At 70.6% G+C, this 17,342-nt stretch carries 16 protein-coding genes and 1 pseudogene; 7 read left to right on the top strand and 10 right to left on the bottom strand.

The genetic code is table 11. The annotated features are described in order from the left end of the window. The first annotated feature begins 519 nt into the window (after positions 1 to 519). The 6 genes from UWG_RS32940 to UWG_RS0104260 all read left to right on the top strand — a co-directional run bounded on the left by UWG_RS32940 (position 520) and on the right by UWG_RS0104260 (position 5,809). Entirely contained in the window at positions 520 to 699 is a 180-nt protein-coding gene (locus tag UWG_RS32940) for a hypothetical protein (protein ID WP_157838530.1), read from the top strand. A 269-nt stretch (positions 700 to 968) separates the two neighbouring features. Next, entirely contained in the window at positions 969 to 1,298 is a 330-nt protein-coding gene (locus UWG_RS0104280) for an MFS transporter (RefSeq protein WP_016905974.1), read from the top strand. 340 nt (positions 1,299 to 1,638) lie between these two features. Next, entirely contained in the window at positions 1,639 to 2,349 is a 711-nt protein-coding gene (cseB, locus tag UWG_RS0104275) for a two-component system response regulator CseB (protein WP_016905973.1), read from the top strand. A gap of 124 nt (positions 2,350 to 2,473) precedes the next feature. Then, on the top strand, positions 2,474 to 3,595 hold the full coding sequence (locus tag UWG_RS0104270; RefSeq protein ID WP_016905972.1) for a HAMP domain-containing histidine kinase: 1,122 nt from the start codon (positions 2,474 to 2,476) through the stop codon (positions 3,593 to 3,595). A gap of 167 nt (positions 3,596 to 3,762) precedes the next feature. Continuing rightward, positions 3,763 to 4,815 (top strand): D-alanyl-D-alanine carboxypeptidase family protein, encoded by a 1,053-nt coding sequence (locus tag UWG_RS0104265; protein ID WP_016905971.1) that lies wholly within the window; start codon positions 3,763 to 3,765, stop codon positions 4,813 to 4,815. A gap of 28 nt (positions 4,816 to 4,843) precedes the next feature. Continuing rightward, positions 4,844 to 5,809 (top strand): endonuclease/exonuclease/phosphatase family protein, encoded by a 966-nt coding sequence (locus tag UWG_RS0104260; protein ID WP_420235611.1) that lies wholly within the window; start codon positions 4,844 to 4,846, stop codon positions 5,807 to 5,809. A 134-nt stretch (positions 5,810 to 5,943) separates the two neighbouring features. Here UWG_RS0104260 and UWG_RS0104255 read toward each other — a convergent pair whose 3' ends face one another. From UWG_RS0104255 to UWG_RS0104240, 4 genes are all read right to left on the bottom strand, one after another. After that, positions 5,944 to 6,348 carry a ChaB family protein gene (locus UWG_RS0104255; protein ID WP_016905969.1) on the bottom strand — a complete coding sequence of 135 codons (405 nt, stop codon included), beginning with the start codon at positions 6,346 to 6,348 and terminating at the stop codon, positions 5,944 to 5,946. A gap of 282 nt (positions 6,349 to 6,630) precedes the next feature. Further along, positions 6,631 to 7,803 carry a glutathione-independent formaldehyde dehydrogenase gene (locus UWG_RS0104250; protein ID WP_016905968.1) on the bottom strand — a complete coding sequence of 391 codons (1,173 nt, stop codon included), beginning with the start codon at positions 7,801 to 7,803 and terminating at the stop codon, positions 6,631 to 6,633. 351 nt (positions 7,804 to 8,154) lie between these two features. After that, positions 8,155 to 9,141 (bottom strand): glycoside hydrolase family 64 protein, encoded by a 987-nt coding sequence (locus UWG_RS0104245; protein WP_016905967.1) that lies wholly within the window; start codon positions 9,139 to 9,141, stop codon positions 8,155 to 8,157. Between the two features lie 511 nt (positions 9,142 to 9,652). Next, positions 9,653 to 10,336, bottom strand: coding sequence for a ribonuclease H family protein (locus UWG_RS0104240; RefSeq protein WP_016905966.1), 684 nt, complete (start codon positions 10,334 to 10,336; stop codon positions 9,653 to 9,655). Positions 10,337 to 10,610: 274 nt separating this feature from the next. Between UWG_RS0104240 and UWG_RS34375 the strand changes: the two are divergent. Beyond that, a pseudogene (locus UWG_RS34375) lies at positions 10,611 to 10,738 on the top strand (phosphotransferase); the annotation flags it as partial. A 254-nt stretch (positions 10,739 to 10,992) separates the two neighbouring features. Here UWG_RS34375 and UWG_RS0104235 read toward each other — a convergent pair. The 6 genes from UWG_RS0104235 to UWG_RS29455 all read right to left on the bottom strand — a co-directional run. Further along, positions 10,993 to 12,291 carry an MFS transporter gene (locus UWG_RS0104235; RefSeq protein ID WP_016905965.1) on the bottom strand — a complete coding sequence of 433 codons (1,299 nt, stop codon included), beginning with the start codon at positions 12,289 to 12,291 and terminating at the stop codon, positions 10,993 to 10,995. A 41-nt stretch (positions 12,292 to 12,332) separates the two neighbouring features. After that, on the bottom strand, positions 12,333 to 13,802 hold the full coding sequence (locus tag UWG_RS0104230; protein WP_016905964.1) for an MmgE/PrpD family protein: 1,470 nt from the start codon (positions 13,800 to 13,802) through the stop codon (positions 12,333 to 12,335). Further along, the gene (locus tag UWG_RS0104225) at positions 13,802 to 14,629 is read right to left on the bottom strand and encodes a cyclase family protein (protein WP_016905963.1); all 828 of its coding nucleotides are present in this window, start codon (positions 14,627 to 14,629) and stop codon (positions 13,802 to 13,804) included. Before UWG_RS0104225 ends, UWG_RS0104230 begins: the two co-directional genes overlap by 1 nt. Before the next feature lie 49 nt (positions 14,630 to 14,678). Further along, positions 14,679 to 15,509 (bottom strand): HpcH/HpaI aldolase/citrate lyase family protein, encoded by an 831-nt coding sequence (locus UWG_RS0104220; protein WP_016905962.1) that lies wholly within the window; start codon positions 15,507 to 15,509, stop codon positions 14,679 to 14,681. Beyond that, on the bottom strand, positions 15,506 to 16,720 hold the full coding sequence (locus tag UWG_RS0104215) for a CaiB/BaiF CoA transferase family protein (RefSeq protein WP_016905961.1): 1,215 nt from the start codon (positions 16,718 to 16,720) through the stop codon (positions 15,506 to 15,508). Before UWG_RS0104215 ends, UWG_RS0104220 begins: the two co-directional genes overlap by 4 nt. Continuing rightward, positions 16,717 to 17,342, bottom strand: a 626-nt coding sequence (locus tag UWG_RS29455) for an IclR family transcriptional regulator (RefSeq protein WP_016905960.1), incomplete at its 5' end; no start/stop codon positions are given. The genes UWG_RS0104215 and UWG_RS29455, both read right to left, overlap by 4 nt.

Here is a 17,342-nt window from a genome sequence, read left to right as displayed (position 1 = left end):
GCGCGCGGCCGCGCTCCGCGGGCACGACGCGCCGGCGCTACGCGCCGGAAGACACCGCCGCGCTCCGCGCGGCCCATGCGGCTCCGCCGCATCCGTGCAACTCCGTTGCACCAACTAGTCGACTCCGTCGACTAGTTGACGAACCGCTACATACACAACTTCCTGGCTCTCAACCCAAACACGCTTCAAATCCTTCTCATCCACTTCTTCCATCCCTTCATCCGCCAACACAACTACCACACCGAGCAGTTGACAACTCTAAATCAACTCCTCCTCAAAGAACTCCTGTTTCCAAACAATAAAATGCAGACACCACGTAATCACAACAACACAAAAACAGGACACCGTAATGCCCAACTCTCCCCTATAAACGTAGAGTTGCTGTCATAATTATTGGCACTCGCTGCTCACTGCCAACTAACCGATTCCGCCGGAAAGGCAGCTCGCCAATATCTCCCTACCTCTACTTCAAGTCCTTTCCACGCTTCCCTGCCCCAATTGGCTATATTCGGCTTATTCTTGTTCATCACCTACTACCTGCAAATCGTGCTGGTCTATTCGCCGGTGCTGGCCGGGGCTCGTGTTTCTGCGTTGACAGCGAGCATCGTCATCGGTTCCAGGCCGCTATCCAGCCGCCTGCTGCCTCGTGCCGTGATGGGGAGCGCTTTGCTCGTCGCTGTCCTGTCTCACCGAGGATGAACAGTGTGAGGTCATGACCTGCGGTGGTTCAGGTTGAGTGAGACAGCTGCCACGCGGTGTCTCACTCAACCCGAACCGGGCCAGGAGACGGGCAGATGCCTCGGATCGAGCGGGGCTGGCTCACCTTCAGCGAGACAGGGCAGTCGCCACTGCGGGAATGGGACTGCTGACTCAACTCGAGGCCGACACTCCGCAGGTGATTCTCACCCACCTACTGCCCGCCCAGCTCTTGCTCGGCCTCGGTTTTGGGCAGGGTCATGATGCCAGCGATGAGTACCGCCACTTCCGGAGTACCGTCCGCAGACGCTGGTGCTGCCTCGGCCACTGTCAACGCCGCCCAGCAGATCGGCGGTTCGCTGGGCACCGCCCTACTCAACACCATTGCCGCGACCGCCACGACCTGGTACTTCGCCACCCACCCGTCTCCCGTGAGCGCCCAGGAGAACACGACGATCTACGGCTTCACCGTGGCACTCGGGGTGGCCACGGCCATCCTGCTGGTCACCGCGGCGCTCATGCCCAGTCGAACGCGCTGGCAGTGGAGGCCGGACCATCAAGCAGGGGCGCCTGACTTCGACGCGGCCGTTGATCCTCCGTAGCTCGACCGACTTCTCGGGGTCTGCATCGGTGATGGTATGTGAGCGGTCATTGGCGGACGCGCGGCATTCGGCGCAGTCGGCGCGGGCGTCCTTACGTGGCGAGCTGCCCGTGAAGCGCACACGGGCCCCGCACTGCACCGCCGGAACCAGGGCGACCGCATCGGGGCTCCCGGCTCGAGCCGATGACTGGTTGATACACGGCCAAGTCGTGCTCGATACCCGGTGGCAACGTGTGGAAGGCAGGATGCGCGCAGGACGAGACGAACACCGCGCGGAGATTCCGCGGTAAGTGCAGGGAGAAAGGTCGGGTCGAGTGACTCACGGGGATGCCCCGGCGCCTGTGGCGATCCTGCTGGTCGAGGACGACGAGGTCATCCGCAGGTCCGTCACGATCGCGCTGGAGCGTTACGGCTACCAGGTCACGTCCGCCGGTGACGGCCTGACCGGGCTTGAGCTGTTCCGGAAAGGCCGCCACGATCTGCTGCTGCTGGACGTGATGCTGCCCGGCCTCGACGGGATCGGGCTGTGCCGCCGCGTCAGGGAGACCAGCACGGACCCGGTTCTGATGATGTCCGCGCGCGGCGACGCCGTGGATGTGATCTCCGGTCTGGAGGCGGGCGCCGACGACTACGTGGCCAAGCCCGTCGACACCGCGGTTCTGGTGGCCCGTATCCGCTCGCTGCTGCGGCGGGCCGTCTACACGCCTGCCGCCGTCCTGCCTCCCGCCGACGAGGTGCGGCCGGAACGGTACCGTCCTGACGAGCGCGCACTGCTCGTTTTCGGCGAAATGACCATCGACACCGCGGGACTCGAGGTATCACTGGCCGGCAGGCCCCTCGCGCTGGCTCCGACCGAACTGCGGCTCCTGCTGGAGTTCGCTGCGAATCCCGGCACCGTGCTCGACCGGCAGACGTTGCTGCGCAACGTGTGGGACTACGGGTGGGATGGCGACAGCCGGGTGGTCGACCTGTGTGTGCAGCGGCTGCGGAAGAAGATCGGAAGCGACCGCATCGAGACCGTACGCGGGTTCGGCTACAAGTTGCGGCGCTGACGTGCGCGGTCTGCTCAACTGGCGTTCGCTGCGCTGGAAGACGTGTCTGCTCGTCACCGTCTGCTGCTGTGCCGTTGCGCTGACCGTCGGAAGTCTGGTGCACTCCAGTACTCTGGCCCGGTCGATGAACGACGGTGGTGCGGAAGCCGTCGCGGCGCTGAACCGCAGCGTGGACAACTACGAGCGGGACGGTGTTCCGCCCCCCGAGCTCCGGTTGTCGTCCGGCGCCCTTCCCGACGAGTTGCTGCGCCGACTCCGCGATCAGCAGGGCCACGGCCAGACCAACGTCACCTGGTACGAGAAGCCGGGCCCCGGGGACCATCCGTCGATGTGGGCGGCGCGCACGTATCGCGGTGAGCCCGCCGCCGTGAAGATCGACATGACGGCCGATCTGCTCACCCGCCGCGCCCTGGACCGGCACATGTGGAAGTACTCCCTTCTCGCTCTCGCCGTCGTCGTTCCGCTGTCGGTGCTCGTCGCTGAACTGCCGCACCGCCGGCTGCAGAAGGTGGCGCGCACCGCCCGCCGGATCGAATCCGGTGACCTGACCGCGAGGACCGGAGGCAGCCGCGGCGACGACGAGATCACGGCCATTTCGACCACCGTCGACTCGATGGCCGACAGCCTGCACCAGCGGCTGCTGACCGAGCAGCGCTTCACCGCGGACGTCGCCCACGAACTGCGGACCCCGCTGATGGGTCTGGTCACCGCGAGTGAGTTGCTCCCCGAGGGTGAGGCCACCGACCTGGTTCGGGACCGGGTGCGGGTACTGCGGACCCTTGTCGAGGACCTGTTGGAGGTCTCCCGGCTCGACGCGGGCGCCGAGCGGGCCGAATCGAGACGGGTGCCGCTGGCCGAGGCGGTCTCGGAGTCGCTGGCCCGTACCGGGCAGCGCACGCGGTTCACCGCTGCCGATGCCCTGTGCACCGAGACCGACCCGCGCCGTCTCGACCGGATCGTCACCAACCTGGTCGTCAATGCCCATCGCCACGGTCGCGAGCCCGTCGAGGTCACGGTTGCGGGCACCACGGTGAGCGTGCGCGACCACGGCCCCGGCTTCCCGTCCGAGCTGCTCAGCGAGGGGCCCCAGCGATTTCGCACCGGGACGCCGGAACGCGGCCGGGGCCACGGGCTGGGACTCACCATCGCGCTCGGCCAGGCCGAGGTGATCGGGGCGTCGCTTTCCTTCGCCAACGCGTCCGACGGCGGGGCCGTCGCCACCGTGCGACTGCCGGCCGACGGCTGACACCTCAGTGGCACATCCGCGCGGCACCAGCGCTTTGACGTTGTTACGGAACGGATGCCCGGTCGAGCTGGAGCGGCGACGCGGTCACGGCCGTGTGGACATGCGCCCAGCCGAGAGTGGCCGCGATGCGCGAACGCCGCGCACCGTGCCCCCTTGGAGGTGCTCCCATGCGCCCGACGCCCGAATCCGGTGAAGACGACAGCCCGCACGCCTCGGGGCCGACGGCCGAGCGGCTACACCGCCTGCGGCACCGCCCGGCGCTTCTCGTCGCCGCGACCGCCCTGCTCACCCTGGTACTTCTCGGGGGCGTGCTCCACATCGGCGCCGGGAACGAAGCGTCGGACGCCGGAGGGCTGTTCGACGAGGCGAAGAGCGACGCGGCGCTGCCGTGGCCGGGTGAGGGCCAGGCGGCCGTGCTGGTCGAAGGGTTCGGTGAGCGCGGTGACCTGGGCGCCCACGGGCCCGGACGACCGGTGCCGATCGCCAGTGTCACCAAAGTGATGACGGCATATGTGATCCTGCGCAACCATCCGCTGCACGGCAGCGAGGCCGGCCCTGCGATCACCGTCGACCAACGGGCGGCGGACGAGTCGTTCTCCGGCGCGGAATCCACCGTCGAGATCAGGCGAGGACAGCAGCTGAGCCAACGGCGGTTGCTGGAGCTGATGCTCATCCCCTCGGGCAACAACATCGCGCGGCTGCTCGCCCGTTGGGATGCGGGGTCGCAGGAGGCGTTCGTCGCCAGGATGAACCGTGTCGCCGACGACCTGGGCATGGACCGCACCACCTACACGGGAGCCAGTGGCGCCGAGTCCACCACCACGAGCACGGCGGCCGACCAGTTGAAACTGGCGCGGCAGGTCATGCGTGACAAGGTCTTCAGGTCCATCGTCTCGCAACCGGACACGACCTCCGCCGCGGCTTCCGGCGCGCTCGTCAACACCAACGACCTCCTGGCCACACCGGGCGTGATCGGGATCAAGACCGGCTCCAGTACGCCTGCCGGAGGTGCGCTGATGTGGGCGGTCACCGTGCCGGACCGACGCGGGGAGAAGCATCTCGCCCTTGGTGTCGTTCTGCACCAACGCACGGAGACCAGCCCGCAAGAGGGGCTGAAAGCCGCCTTCGACACCAGCCGCGCACTGGTGGAGGAAGTACGGGGCCAGGTGGCTGCGACCGATCCCGCGACGGCAGCCGCCACCTCTTCCGGAAGCCGGTGAGGCGGCCTTGGCAAATCTCCCCGACACCGTGTCTCCCCAGCCGGAAACCGTTCGTCTCCGACGGCCTCGCCGACACCCGGGCGTCTGGCGCCAGGGGCGGGCCACCGCCCTCCTCGCGCCGCTGGCCACGCTCGTGCTGCTGGGCCACGCCCAGATCCCGGACTGGCTCGGCGGCCTCGGCAGTCTCACCGAGTCCTTCCTGCCGTGGACGGGCCTGGTCGTACCGCTGCTCCTCGTGTGCGCGGCGATCCGGCGTTCCGCGACGCTCGCCGTGGCCGTGCTGCTGCCCGCCGTCGTATGGGGCGCGCTCTTCGGCGGAACGCTCGCGGACAAGCGTACGGACGGCGGCGACCTGACCGTGGTGACGCACAACGTCAACGAGCAGAATCCGCGCCCGTCCCGCACCGCACGGGCGTTGGCCGCCTCCGACGCCGACGTGGTGGCCCTCGAGGAGCTGGGTGACGACGCCTCCGTCTACCGCGCGGTGCTACGCGACGACTACCCGTATCACTCGGTGCAGGGCACGGTCGGCCTTTGGAGTCGCCACCCGCTGGCCGATGCCCGCACCTTGGACGTCGCGCCTTGGCCGCGCGCCATGCGTGCCACCGTCCGTACCCCCGAGGGGCCGGTCGCCGTCTACGTCGCCCATCTCCTGTCCGTCCGGTTCAGCTCCCTGACGGGCCTCGGTACGGACGGCCGGGACCGCGCCGCGGCACGACTCGCCGCGGCCCTGCGCGCGGAGCCGCTGCCCCGCACTCTCCTTCTGGGGGACCTCAACGGCACCACGGACGACGGCGCCCTGTCCGCGCTCACCTCGCCGATGCGCTCGGCACAGGAGGTGGCGGGAGCCGGGTTCGGGCTGAGCTGGCCGGCATCCTTCCCGCTGGCCCGGATCGACCACATCCTCGTGCGGGGCATGCGACCCTGCTCGGCCTGGAACCTTCGGGCGACCGACAGCGATCATCTGCCGGTGGCGGCGTCCGTGCGGCTGTAAGGGACGCACGCGCCGCCGGAGGAGTCGGTGCTCCCAGTTCCGGCGGCCGGAGGGCCGTGGGGCGCCGAGAGCTGCTCGCTCGCGTCCGGAATCGAGTGCGTCTCCTTGAGCCGAGGTGATTTGTCCGGTCCAGGTCAGCGTGCTCTTGCTTCCCTCGTCTCGGAACGGTTCGCCTTGCGGATCGCTTTGAGCAGCTCGGACTTGTTCATGCCCGCGCGTCCTTCGACGCCCAGTCGTCGCGCGACGCTGTAGAGGTGCTCCTTCGAGGCGCTCTCGTCGACGCCCTCGCCGCTGCGGCCACCCTGCTGCCGGGGACGTGCCGACCGGGGGTCCGACGGTCCCTTGCGACCGCCCTCCTTGCGCTCCCAGTGATCACCGACCTTTTCGTACTCGTGCTTCAGCGCACCGTAGGCAACCTGCTGCGCTCGCCGGCCCTGGCCGTACTCCTTGATGGCCGAGTCGTGCGCCTTGAGCCACGTGCGCTGCGCTCCCTTGGGCGACCGCTCCAAGGTCGACGGCATGTCCTGTCGTCCGGGCATGTGTGCCTCCTCTCCTCGTGCACGGGCTGGCTGGACGTCGGGTTCCCATATCAGGGCAGGGGTAACGGTTGGTCGGACCGGCACCGGTCATGGACGCACGGCATGCTCCCGGGGCTCGGCCGCCGCTTTCCCTCTTCCCGCCGTATGCTTCGAGCAACAAGCGCCAAGCAGGAACCGTGACTTGGCCGGGCCAATGGGCGCAGTCCGGATCAGAGTTCGCAGTCCCTGCTTCCCTCACGGTGCCGGGGCCGACGCCGTGACGCGCCCGTGGCTCGTGGGACGTCACGGCTGGAGGACGGATTTGATCACGCCGTCCGTTCGCTGGTCGAAAGACCGGTAGAGGGACGGTGCTTGCTCTAGGCCGCCGTGGTGGGTGACCACGCGTCCGGGTCGGGCCCGGCCTGCGACCACGAGGTCGCGGAGTCGGGTGGTGTAGCGGCGGTCGTGGGTGCGGCCGAACCGTACCGAGAGGCCTTTGGAGAAGAACGTGGCCCACGGCACGGTGAGCCGGCCGTCGCCGCTCCCGCCGGGTGCCGGGTGCGGGTCGGACTCGGCGTAGACGCCGGCGACGCCGATGTTTCCGGTGGGGTTCACCAGCCGGGCGAGGTCGCTGAGCACCTGGGTCGGGTTCTCGGTGTCGGGACGGTCTCGGTCGCGGGCCTGGAAACCGACCGCGTCGATGCCCTTCTGCACCCCGTCCATCGCCTCCTCACCGATCGGGAGCCCTGCCTGATGGCGCCGCTGCCGGATCTGGTCGACCGGGTCGCCGTCCCGGTAGTCGATCGGGACGGCGCCGAGGTCGCCGGCTTTGTCCAGGCGGTCGGACACCGCGTCGACGACGTACACCTCGCGGGCTCCCCTCAACTGCGCGCTGTACGCGGCGAGCAGCCCGACCGCGCCGGCGCCGAAGACGGCCACCGTGCTGCCCGCGGTCACCTCGGCGAGTTCGGTGGCGTGCCAGCCGGTGACGAACGCGTCGGCGAGCAGTACGAAGTCGTCCTCCCAGCGGTCACCGGGCTGCCCGGGCAGCGGAATGCAGTTGGCGTCGGCGTTCGGGACTCTCAGCAGCTCCGCCAGTGCTCCGCGGTAGGGACCCATCCCCGGGTAGCCGTAGGCCGCGCCGAAGCCGTTCGGCCGGACCCGTAGGCAGGCCGCCGAGCAGCCGCGGGCGCAGTTGACGCACACCCCGCAGTACAGATGGGTGGGTACCACGACTCGATCGCCCCGTTCGACCATCTGCACCCCGGGGCCGACGTCCTCCACGATGCCCAACGGTTCGTGGCCGAGTACCAGTCCGGCGGTGGCGCCCATGCGGCCGTCGTACATGTGGAGGTCCGTGCCGCACATCGCGCTCGACGTCACTCGCACCACGACGTCGGTCGGCTCCTCGACGACCGCGTCCGCGACTTCCTCGACGCCGACCGTTCCGGCGTCCTGGTAGACGACCGCCCTCATACGCCAGCACCTCCCTTTCGTACGATCCCGACGCCTCACAGTGTGCGGCGCGGGGCGGGGAGGGAGCCGTCAGGCAGTCGGAGCGGCGCGGAATGCGGCATTTCGCGACGGCGCCTTCGGGTGACGTCCGGGGCTCGGGCGCCTTCGCCGTGCACGGTCCGCGTCGGGCACCGGACGTCCGCGGACGGGAGCGGTGTACGAACCAGCGGGCACGGCCCGATTTTTGCGGCTTCCGGGTGCGACGTCGCCGGCCGCGAGCGAGCCCGTTCCCGGGTTCCTCGTCGGCCGGCGGACGACGGCGGGCTCCCCCGGTACGGGGAGCCCGCCGCGTTCGGTGTCTGTCCGGACGGCTCAGTAGCCGACGGCGACGACCAGGTACTCCGGGTTGTCGGAGGTGATGAGCGTGTCCTGGCCTTCCGCGTCGTCGTACGGGAATCCGTAGGAACGGTTGTCGATCGAGTGGTCGTGCCAGAACTGGGCGTAGTAGTTCGCCGGTGCCTCCTTGTAGAAGTTCTCCGGGTCGGCCTGCTGGTCCTCCGGCAGGTCGGCGACGTGCCGGTTGAGGCCGGCGCAGCCGGACGGGTCCTCGCTCAGCGGTCCGGAGCAGGCGAAGATCTCCTGCGTGGCGGCGTCGACTCCGACGGACTGCGCGTACTCGTCGAAGTAGTTCTCGTGCTGGCCGCCGGGGGCGAAGTCCGCGCCGCTGCGCGGTGCCTCGATCTTCTTGTCGCCGTCGACGAGGCCCTTGAACTCTTCGGGCACCGCGTCGGAGAACTGCTGGAAGGTGTCCTCACGCGACTGCTTGAAGAGTTCGTAGTCCTCGCCGACCTGCTGGTTCTCGCCGTCCTCCGAGTGCAGGCGCATCGCCAGCGGCAGGACGTAGCCGTCGACGCGGGTGAGGTTGCCGTAGAAGATGCCGTCCTTGACGGTGAACTCGACGAAGTCGGTGTACTCGCTGTCGGGGGAACCGACGTGGATGTCGATCCGGCCCGCCTCGATGGCCGGCAGGTCGATGTAGGGCTGTTCGGCGATGGAGTGCGTCTCGCCTTCGAAGCTCCAGTAGACCTCGTCGTCGGGGTACTGACCGTTGGTCTGGTTGGCGATCTTGACGGTGAGCGCGTTCTCGGCGGGCGGGATGTCGTCGACGTCGCCCCAGAAGTCCTCCGGCGGCGGGTCGCCGGCCTGGACGGCCTTGGTCGCGGCGCCGCCGGAGGCGTCGGCCGTGGTGGCGTTCGACTGGTTGCTGAACACGTACATCGCGGTCACGACGAGCGCGAGGGCGGTCAGCAGGTAGATCGGAACGACGCGGCTGCGCCGTCGGGCGTGTCCGGAGGTCAATGTTCCTCCTCGGAGGCGTGGGGGGTTGCGTCCGCGTGCCGACCCGGCCCGGGCGGCATACGGGCGTGCTGGGCAAACCTCGGGTGCACCGGTCGACGGCCGGGCATCTCAAGGGGGTTGAGAGCGCTCTCGGTAAAGAGTGGGACGGCTTCATGAACTTGTCAACGGAAGCAACGTGAGGGCCGTCCGAGACAGCCCGGTTTGCGTTCAATACCTGACGGCCCGTGCGGGCGGTTCTCCAAGTCGCCGCGGCGGAAGGGCGGTTGTCGGTCTTCGTCACCGGCGTTCCGGCCGTGCGGGCGGCGCGGATCCACTCGGGACGTCGCCGAGCCCGGGGCCATCGCTCGGCCGGCACGGGTGACGAGTCGCCCGGCCCTCCGTGGAGCGAAAACCCCTGCGTGCGTGGCCGGTCGGCCGCACACGCAGGGATGAGTGGCGCCTTCGCGCAGCTCGTCGGCTCGGTGGGCGAGGCGCGGCGGGTTGTGCGTGCGGCCCGCCGTCCGTCGGCTCGCTAGGAGGTCGGCGCGGTGTCGCGGCAGGAGTGGTGGCCCCAACCGGTGGCGATCCTGGTGATCTTCTCGCCCGGCTCGTAGCGGGTGTTGCAGTGGCCGCAGCGACCGGGGAACTTGGCCTTGAGCACCGGTGTCCTGCCGGAGCCGGACGTCCGGTTCGGCCGGGTCTTGACGGGGCGGGCCGGCTTGTCCTCGGTCGCGGGGGTGGGCTGCGGGACGGTGGTGGTGCCGTGCGCGGTGCCGGCGGGGGTCTGGTCGTTGGCGGCGGTGCTGGCGGCGGCGTCGGCGATGGCGTTGAGCGGGTCGCCGTTCACCTGGTGGGCGAGGACGTGTTGGAAGACGACGTCGCGGCCGTCGAGCAGAGCGTCGATGCGGACGACCAGGTCCTTGTTGGCGACGGGTTTCTTCGACGCGGTCTGCCAGCCGTTCCGTTTCCACCCGGCGATCCACTTGGTGACCGCGTTCATCGCGTACTGGGAGTCCATGCGGATCTCCAGCGGCACGTCCGGGTCGGTGGCTTCCAACAGCTCGGCGAGGGCGGTGAGTTCGGCGACGTTGTTCGTCGTGCGGCCGAGCGGGCCGGCTTCCCAGCGCTGCGGGGTGCCCGCGGGGTCGGCGAGCACCCAGGCCCAGGCCGCGGGTCCGGGGTTGATCTTGGCGGCTCCGTCGCAGGCCGCGACCATACGTTCTGGCATCCCTCGATGATGCCAGCCTTCGAGGACCGAGAGGACTGCGGGACCGCGCCGGCTTGAAGGCCGCGCGGTGGTTGCGTCCGGCCTCCGCGTCGCTCTCCCGCGACGGTCGAGGCGTTGGGCGACTTGCCTCGGGCCGCGGTCCGACTGGCCGAATTCCAGGGTGCCTCGCAGCAGTTCGCGCCGGAGGACCCGCGGCCGAGGACGCCCGCGTCGGTCTCGGGACCACGCGACTCGCGCCGCCGTCACGAAGGTCGGGGCGCGCTCGACGTGGACGCGGGGACGCGGCTGGGCCTCGGCCACCGGGCTGGACGCGTACGCCTCGTACGCAGCGCAAGTTCACGTGTCGCCGAGCAGACCACCCGGCAGACCGCCGATGTCCTGCTCGGCTGAGTAAGCGGTTCATGCGCGGATCGTCGCGGTCCGGCCGAGGTATGGCGCTCTCCGCCCGCACCTCGCGGCCTGTTCGGGCTCGTCCGCACACACGCGCGGCGCCGTGGAGGGCGGGAGTGGGAGGCCGTGTCCGGAGGCGCTTTGCCTGCCCTCGGGCGACGAGGGCAGGCAAAGCGGGAGGGCCAACTGCGGTGCGATGCGGAGCGGTTCGCGCCCGGCCATGCGCGGCGGACGGCCGTGGAGTCGGCGGACTGTCACCGGGTGTCGGCGAGGGCGCCCGTGTCGTCGAGGGTGGGGCGGGGTTCGTCGCGCTTGGGGAAGATCAGCAGGGCTCCGCCGCCGACGACGGCGAGGACCGTCATGAGGACGAAGCCGCTGGAGAAGCTGCCCGTGGTGGTGACGAGGAAGCCCATCGCCGAGGGCGCGACGATGCCGGAGCCGGCGAAGGCCGCATCGGCGAAGCCTGCGGCGAGGCCGGGTTGGGCCGGCGCCGCGTCGATCGCCGCGACCCACCAGATGCCACCGGTGACGAAGCCGATGCCGACGCCGGCCGAGATGAAGACGAGCGACACCGTCAGCGACGGGGCGGTGAAGATCGGTATCAGGGAGGCGCCGGAGAGCAGCAGCGCGACGCCCATGATGACGAGGCGGGTGCGCGGCTTGCCGGTGCGTCGGAAGATGCGGTCGGTGAGGACGCCGCCGAGCAGCGCCCCGACCACGCCGGCCGCCCAGGGGGCGACGCTGAAGAGTCCGACGGCGGTGATGCTGAGGCCGTACTCGGTCGAGAGGTACTCGGGGAGCCAGTACATGAAGGCCCAGAACATGAAGCCCCAGGCGAAGTAGCCGATGCCGATGATCCACATGTTGCGGTTGACGAGTACGGGGCGCCACTCCACCCGGCCCTTGGAGGTGCGTTCCTCGTCGCGCTGCCCCGCGGCGATGTGGGCGCGTTCGGCGGCCGACACCCCCGGGTGCTCGTCGGGGGTGTCCTTCAGGAGCAACCAGGCGACGGCGAACCACACGACGCCGACGAGGGCGAGGACCCAGAACATGCCGCGCCAGCCGAAGCCGGCGATGAGTTGGGTGACCACGGGGCCGCCGATGAGCAGCGATCCGGCGACGGCGACGCCGCCGACCATGGCCAGTGCCGTGCCGCGCTCCTGCTGGGGCAGCCAGCGGCTGACCGTCCGGGTGGCGGCGGGGAAGCCGGGGCCCTCTCCGGCGCCGAGGACGACGCGGGCGAGGAAGAGGCCGAGGAAGGAGCCGGCCACCGGGGTGAGCGCGGTGACCAGGGACCAGACGGCGACGCCGAGCAGCAGGATGCGTCGTGCGCCGTAGCGGTCGACGAGTGGGCCCGCGACGAACGCGAAGACCATGTAGCCGATGGAGAAGGCGCTGCTGATGAGTCCGTACTGGGACTTGCTGATGTCGAACGCTTCGGTGAGTGGCCCGACTGCGTAGCTGACCGCGGCTCTGTCGATGTAGTTGATGACGATGAGGGAGACGATCAGTCCGAGGGTCAGCCACCTGACGCGGGTACGTGGGGAGCTCACTGGTTCACCTCACACGGTGCGGTTGGGGGTGCGGTGGCACGTCAGGTGCCGCGAGCCACCGCGGACAGCGCGCGGGTGAGGCCCGTGGTGTCCGGGGAGCCGTCGATCCGCCAGACCTCGTCGGTGAGCGCGCGTGCCGCCTCGGGGGCGACGGCGTGCTGGGCGTTGGCGAGGAACTTGGTGGTGAGTTCGTGTGCCTCCAGGGGGTCCTGGGGGCTTCCGCGGTTGACCATGACGCGTTCGGTCGCGGTGGTGCCGTCGTCGAGTTCGGCGGTGAGGACGGCGGGGAACTGGTGCGGGAAGGCGGCGGTGCATTCTTCGTCGGCGACGCAGGTGACGCGGGCCGCGAGCGCGAGGCGGGCGGGGTCCGCGGCCGCGGTGTCGGTGAAGTCGGCGTGGAAGACGCCGAGTCCGCCGTCGGGTGCGCCGTCCGGGGGTGCGAGGAGTCCGGCCGCGACGGTGTAGGGGCCGCTGAAGGCGGCGTGGTAGCCGGAGCGCGGGTGTGCTTTCTCGGCGGCGGGTTCCGCGATGGTGCGGAGTACGGGGGCGGGTGCGCCGAGGGTGAGTGCGCGGACGCGGTCGGGGTGGACGCCGCGTCGGCGCAGTCGCATGGCGGCGTCGACGCCGGCGTGCGTGAAGTGGTTGCAGGGGTAGGGCTTGAGGAACAGGCGTGCCGTTTCCCAGCGTTGGCCGAGGTCCGCGGTGAGGGCTGCGGTGACGGCCGCGGTGTCGAAGCGGTCGCCGCAGAAGGCGCGGAAGAAGCCGAAGCGGCCTTCGAGGACGGTGGGCGGGCCCGTGAGGCCGACGCGCGCCATGTCGGCGGCGACGACGCCGGCGTGGGCGGCCCAGCCGCAGTGGACGCGCTTGACGGTGCCGCCGGTGCGGTTCGCCTCGATGATGCCGGAGCCCATGCTGGCCGCGATGCCGATCGCGGCGCAGATGCCGTCGGCGTCGAGTCCGCGCAGCATCGCCGAGGCGACGGCCGCGCCGATGGTTCCGCAGATGGCGGTGGCGTGGAGACCGCGGTCGAAGAAGACCGAGTTGCCGAGGGCTTCGTCGTACTGGGCCATGCCGAGTCGGCAGGTCGTCTCGATTCCGCAGGCTGCGGCGGCGAGAAGCGCGGCCCCCGGCGCTTCGGCCGCCTCTGCGGTGGCGAGCGCCGCGGGGAGGACGGAGGCGGAGGGGTGGAGGACGGACGGCAGGTGGGTGTCGTCGAAGTCGAGGCTGTGCGCGAGGGTGCCGTTGACGAGTGCGGCGGAGGGCGCGGGCAGGCGGGTGGTCGAGCCGATGACGGTGGCGACCGGGGCGCCGCCCCATTCGTGGGCCAAGTCGGCTACGGCTGCCGCCGGTTGGTGGGACAGGGCGGCGAGGCTGTTGCCGAGGAGGTCGAGGAGGTGCCCCGAGGTTTTCTCGCGCAGCTCGGTGGGGAGTCCGTCGTCCCTGGTACGGGCGGCGAACCGGGCGAGGAGTCGGGCGGGTGTGGGGTCGTCGTGGAGTGTGCGGCCGGTCATCAGGCGACCACCGCGACGGGCCGGACGGGTGAGCCGGTGCCGCCGACGATCCGCAGCGGCGCGACGACGAAGACGAAGGCGTGCTGGTCGGTGGCGGCGAGGTCCTCGAGGGCCAGATGCTCCATGATGTAGACGCCGTGGTCGACGAGGAGCAGCCGGTGTACGGGCAGCACGCTGTGCCCGGTGCCCGGCGGGATCTGCTCGCACGCGGTGGTGTCCGAGCCGACGGCCCGCACCCCGCGCGCAACGAGCCACTCCCCCGCTTCCTCGGTGATGCCGGGTACGCCGGTCTTCTTGCCGAGGTAGGTCGTCGGGTCGTCGAAGTTGCGTGCCCAGCCGGTGCGGACGAGTGCGACGTCTCCGGCGCGGGGTTCCTCGCCGCCGTGGCGTGCGGCGGCGTCGAGGTCGTCGGCGGTGATGCCGTAGCCGCCGGGCAGGGTGTCGGTGCCGTGTGCGGCGGCGACGTCGAGGAGGACGCCGCGGGTGACCATGGCGGGGGTCTGTTCCGCGCCGTGGTGGGAGAAGGCGCCGCCGGTCTGGGCCTGGGCCGCGTCGACGCCGCCGTGGAGCTTGCCTTCGTGGCTGACGTGGGAGAGGGCGTCGATGTGGGTGCCGACGTGGCCACCGGTGACGATGGTCTCGTTGGCGGCGGAGCCGCCGTCGGGGCGGACCATGTCGCCGTGGCGTCGTGCGAGGACCATGCGGAAGCCGGGGTGGTTCGGCGAGCACGGCATGCCGGTGAAGAGCGGCTGGCCGAGTTCGACGAGGCGGGGTTCGGCGGGGAGCGCGTCGAGCAGGGGGTTGCGGGCGTGCTGGGCTGAGGTCATGTGTGGCCTGCCTGTCGGGGTTGCTGTGGAGCGGTCGCGAGCGCGGTGGTCAGGCGACGTGTTCGAGGAGCCAGTGGGCGCGGGCGACGACGGCGGGGTCGACGAGCCGTCCGTGTGCGTCGAGCCAGGCGCCGCTGCCCTGGTCGCTGGCGCGCTGGAGGGAGTCGACGAGGCGCCGGGCTTCGTCGATCTCTTCGTCGCTGGGTGTGAAGACCCGGTGGACGGGCGGGATTTGGCTCGGGTGGACGACGGAGCGCCCGTAGAAGCCGCGGTTGTGGGCGCGGCGGGTGCTCGTGGTGAGCCCGTCGATGTCGTGTACGGCGGTCCAGACGCTCTGTACCGGGCCCGGCAGCCGGGCGGCGCGCGCTGCGTGGACGAGGCGGCCGCGTGCCCAGTCGAGGGTGCCGCCGTCGTCTGCGTCGTCGGTGACTCTCAGGTCGGCGGCGAGGTCGGCTTCGCCGAGGGAGAGGAGGCGCACCTGCGGTGCTGCGGTGGCGAGTTCGTAGGCCCGCTCGACGCCGAGCGCGGTCTCCAGGAGGAGGTGGAGGGGCACGTCGAGGCGGTGTGCGAGGCGGCGGAGTTCGGTGGGGTTCTCGCTCTTGGGTACGCGGACTCCTTGGACCGGGGTGCCGGCGAGTGCGGCGATGTCCTCTTCGCCTGCGGGCAGGTGCGGCGGGTTGATGCGTACCCACAGCGGCTTGGGCCAGGTTTGGCGCACGGCTGCGACGGTGTTGGCGCGTGCTTCCTGTTTGCGCTGGTGCGGTACGGCGTCCTCCAGGTCGAGGACGACGGCGTCGGCGGCGCCTTCCATCGCCTTGCGGAGGAGGTCGGGCCGGACGGCGGGGACGTAGAGCCAGGAGCGGGCGGACGGGGTGCTCATACGACGCCCCGCTGGGCGAGTCGGGCGAGTTCGTCGGCGTCGATGCCGTAGGCGCCGAGCACCTCGGCCGTGTCGCGGCCCTTGCGGGGGCCCGGCCAGCGGACCTCTCCGGGTGTGTCGCTGAGGCGGAACGGCACGTTCTGGAAGGTGACGGGGCCCAGTTCCTCGTCGTCGACGGTGGTGAGGGTGCCGAGCGCGCGGAACTGGGGGTCCTCGAAGATGTCGCTGACGTCGTAGACGGGTGCGACGGCGGCCTGTGCCTCCTCGAACGCGGCGGTGACCTCGGCGCGGCTGCGCCGGGCGATCCAGGCGCCGACCGCGGCGTCCAACTCGTCGGCGTGGCGGGCGCGTTCGGCGCCGGAGGCGAACCACGGCTCGTCGATGTACTCGGGGTGTCCCACGAGGTGCATGACGCGTTCGGCGACGGACTGGGCGCTCGTGGAGACGGCGACCCAGCGGCCGTCCTTGGTGCGGTAGGTGTTGCGGGGCGCGTTGTTCGCGGATCTGTTGCCGGTGCGCTGCTGGAGCTCGCCGAGTTGGTCGTAGGTGATGGCTTGCGGTCCCAGCACGGTGAGCAGGGGTTCGATGATGGCGAGGTCGAGTACCTGGCCGTGGCCTGTGCGTTCCCTGGCGCGGAGCGCGGTCATGATCCCGAACGCGGTTGTGAGTGCGGAGACGCCGTCGGCGAGGCCGAAGGGCGGCAGGGTCGGTGGTCCGTCGGGCTCGCCCGTGATCGCTGCGAATCCGCTCATCGCTTCGGCGAGGGTGCCGAAGCCGGGGCGGCTCGCGTAGGGGCCGTGCTGCCCGAATCCGGTGACCCGGGCGAGCACGAGGCCGGGGTTGATCGCGGAGAGTTCCTCGTAGCCGAGCCCCCAGCGCTCCAGGGTGCCGGGGCGGAAGTTCTCGATGACGACGTCCGCGTCGGCGACCATGCGGCGGAAGACGTCCTGCCCTTCCGGGCTGCCGAGGTAGAGCGTGATCGCCTTCTTGTTGCGGGAGAGCATCTTCCACCACAGGCCGACGCCGTCCTTGCTCGCTCCGTGGCTGCGGACCGGGTCGCCCTTGGGGTGTTCGAGCTTGGTGACGTCGGCGCCGTAGTCGGCGAGCAGGGTGGCGGCGAGGGGGCCGGCGAAGAGGGTGGCGATGTCGAGGACCTTGATGCCTTCGAGGGCCGTGGAGTCGGCCGTTCGGGGCGGGGTGGGGTCCGTCATGGGGGTCCTTCCGTCGTCGCGTGGGCGGGGGCCGGGCTCGGCGTCCTGCCGGGTCCTGTCCAGCCGAGCGCGGTGGAGATGTCCTGTGCGGCTTGGAGGACGTGGGGGGCGCAGGCGTCGATGAAGTCGGGGGTGAAGCGGGAGCGGGGGCCGCAGACGGAGACCGAGCCGCGCACGTCGCCGTCGAGGCCGAAGAGCGGGGCGGCCAACGAGCCTGCGTCGGCCTGGCGTTCGCCCTGGGAGGTGGCGTAGCCGAGGTCCCTGATCGTCGTCAGCTCGCGGCGCAGGGCCGCGCGGTCGGTGTGGGTGCTGCCGGTGAGCGCCGGCAGGTCGTCGGCGAGTGCCTCCTCGCGTCGGTCCTCGGGCAGGTACGCCAGCACGCACTTGCCCGAGCTGCCCGCGTGGAGCGGGAACCGTCTGCCGAGCTCGACGGTCATCTTCACCTCGTGGGTGCTGACGATCTGGTCGATGTAGGCGCGGCCGCCGGGTACGAGGGCGGTGAGGGTGACGGTCTCCTCGGTCTGCGCGTGGAGCCGCCGGAGGGGTTCGGCGGCGACGGCGCGCAGGTCGGAGCCGCGAAGTGCCCTGGCGCCCACCGCGGTCGCGGTGGGCCCCAGCCGGT

The organism is Streptomyces xiaopingdaonensis (assembly GCF_000262345.1).
GTDB classification, from domain to species: Bacteria; Actinomycetota; Actinomycetes; order Streptomycetales; family Streptomycetaceae; genus Streptomyces; species Streptomyces xiaopingdaonensis.
Note: the sequence above shows the minus strand (reverse complement) of the source record. Positions and strands in the feature narration are given on the sequence as shown.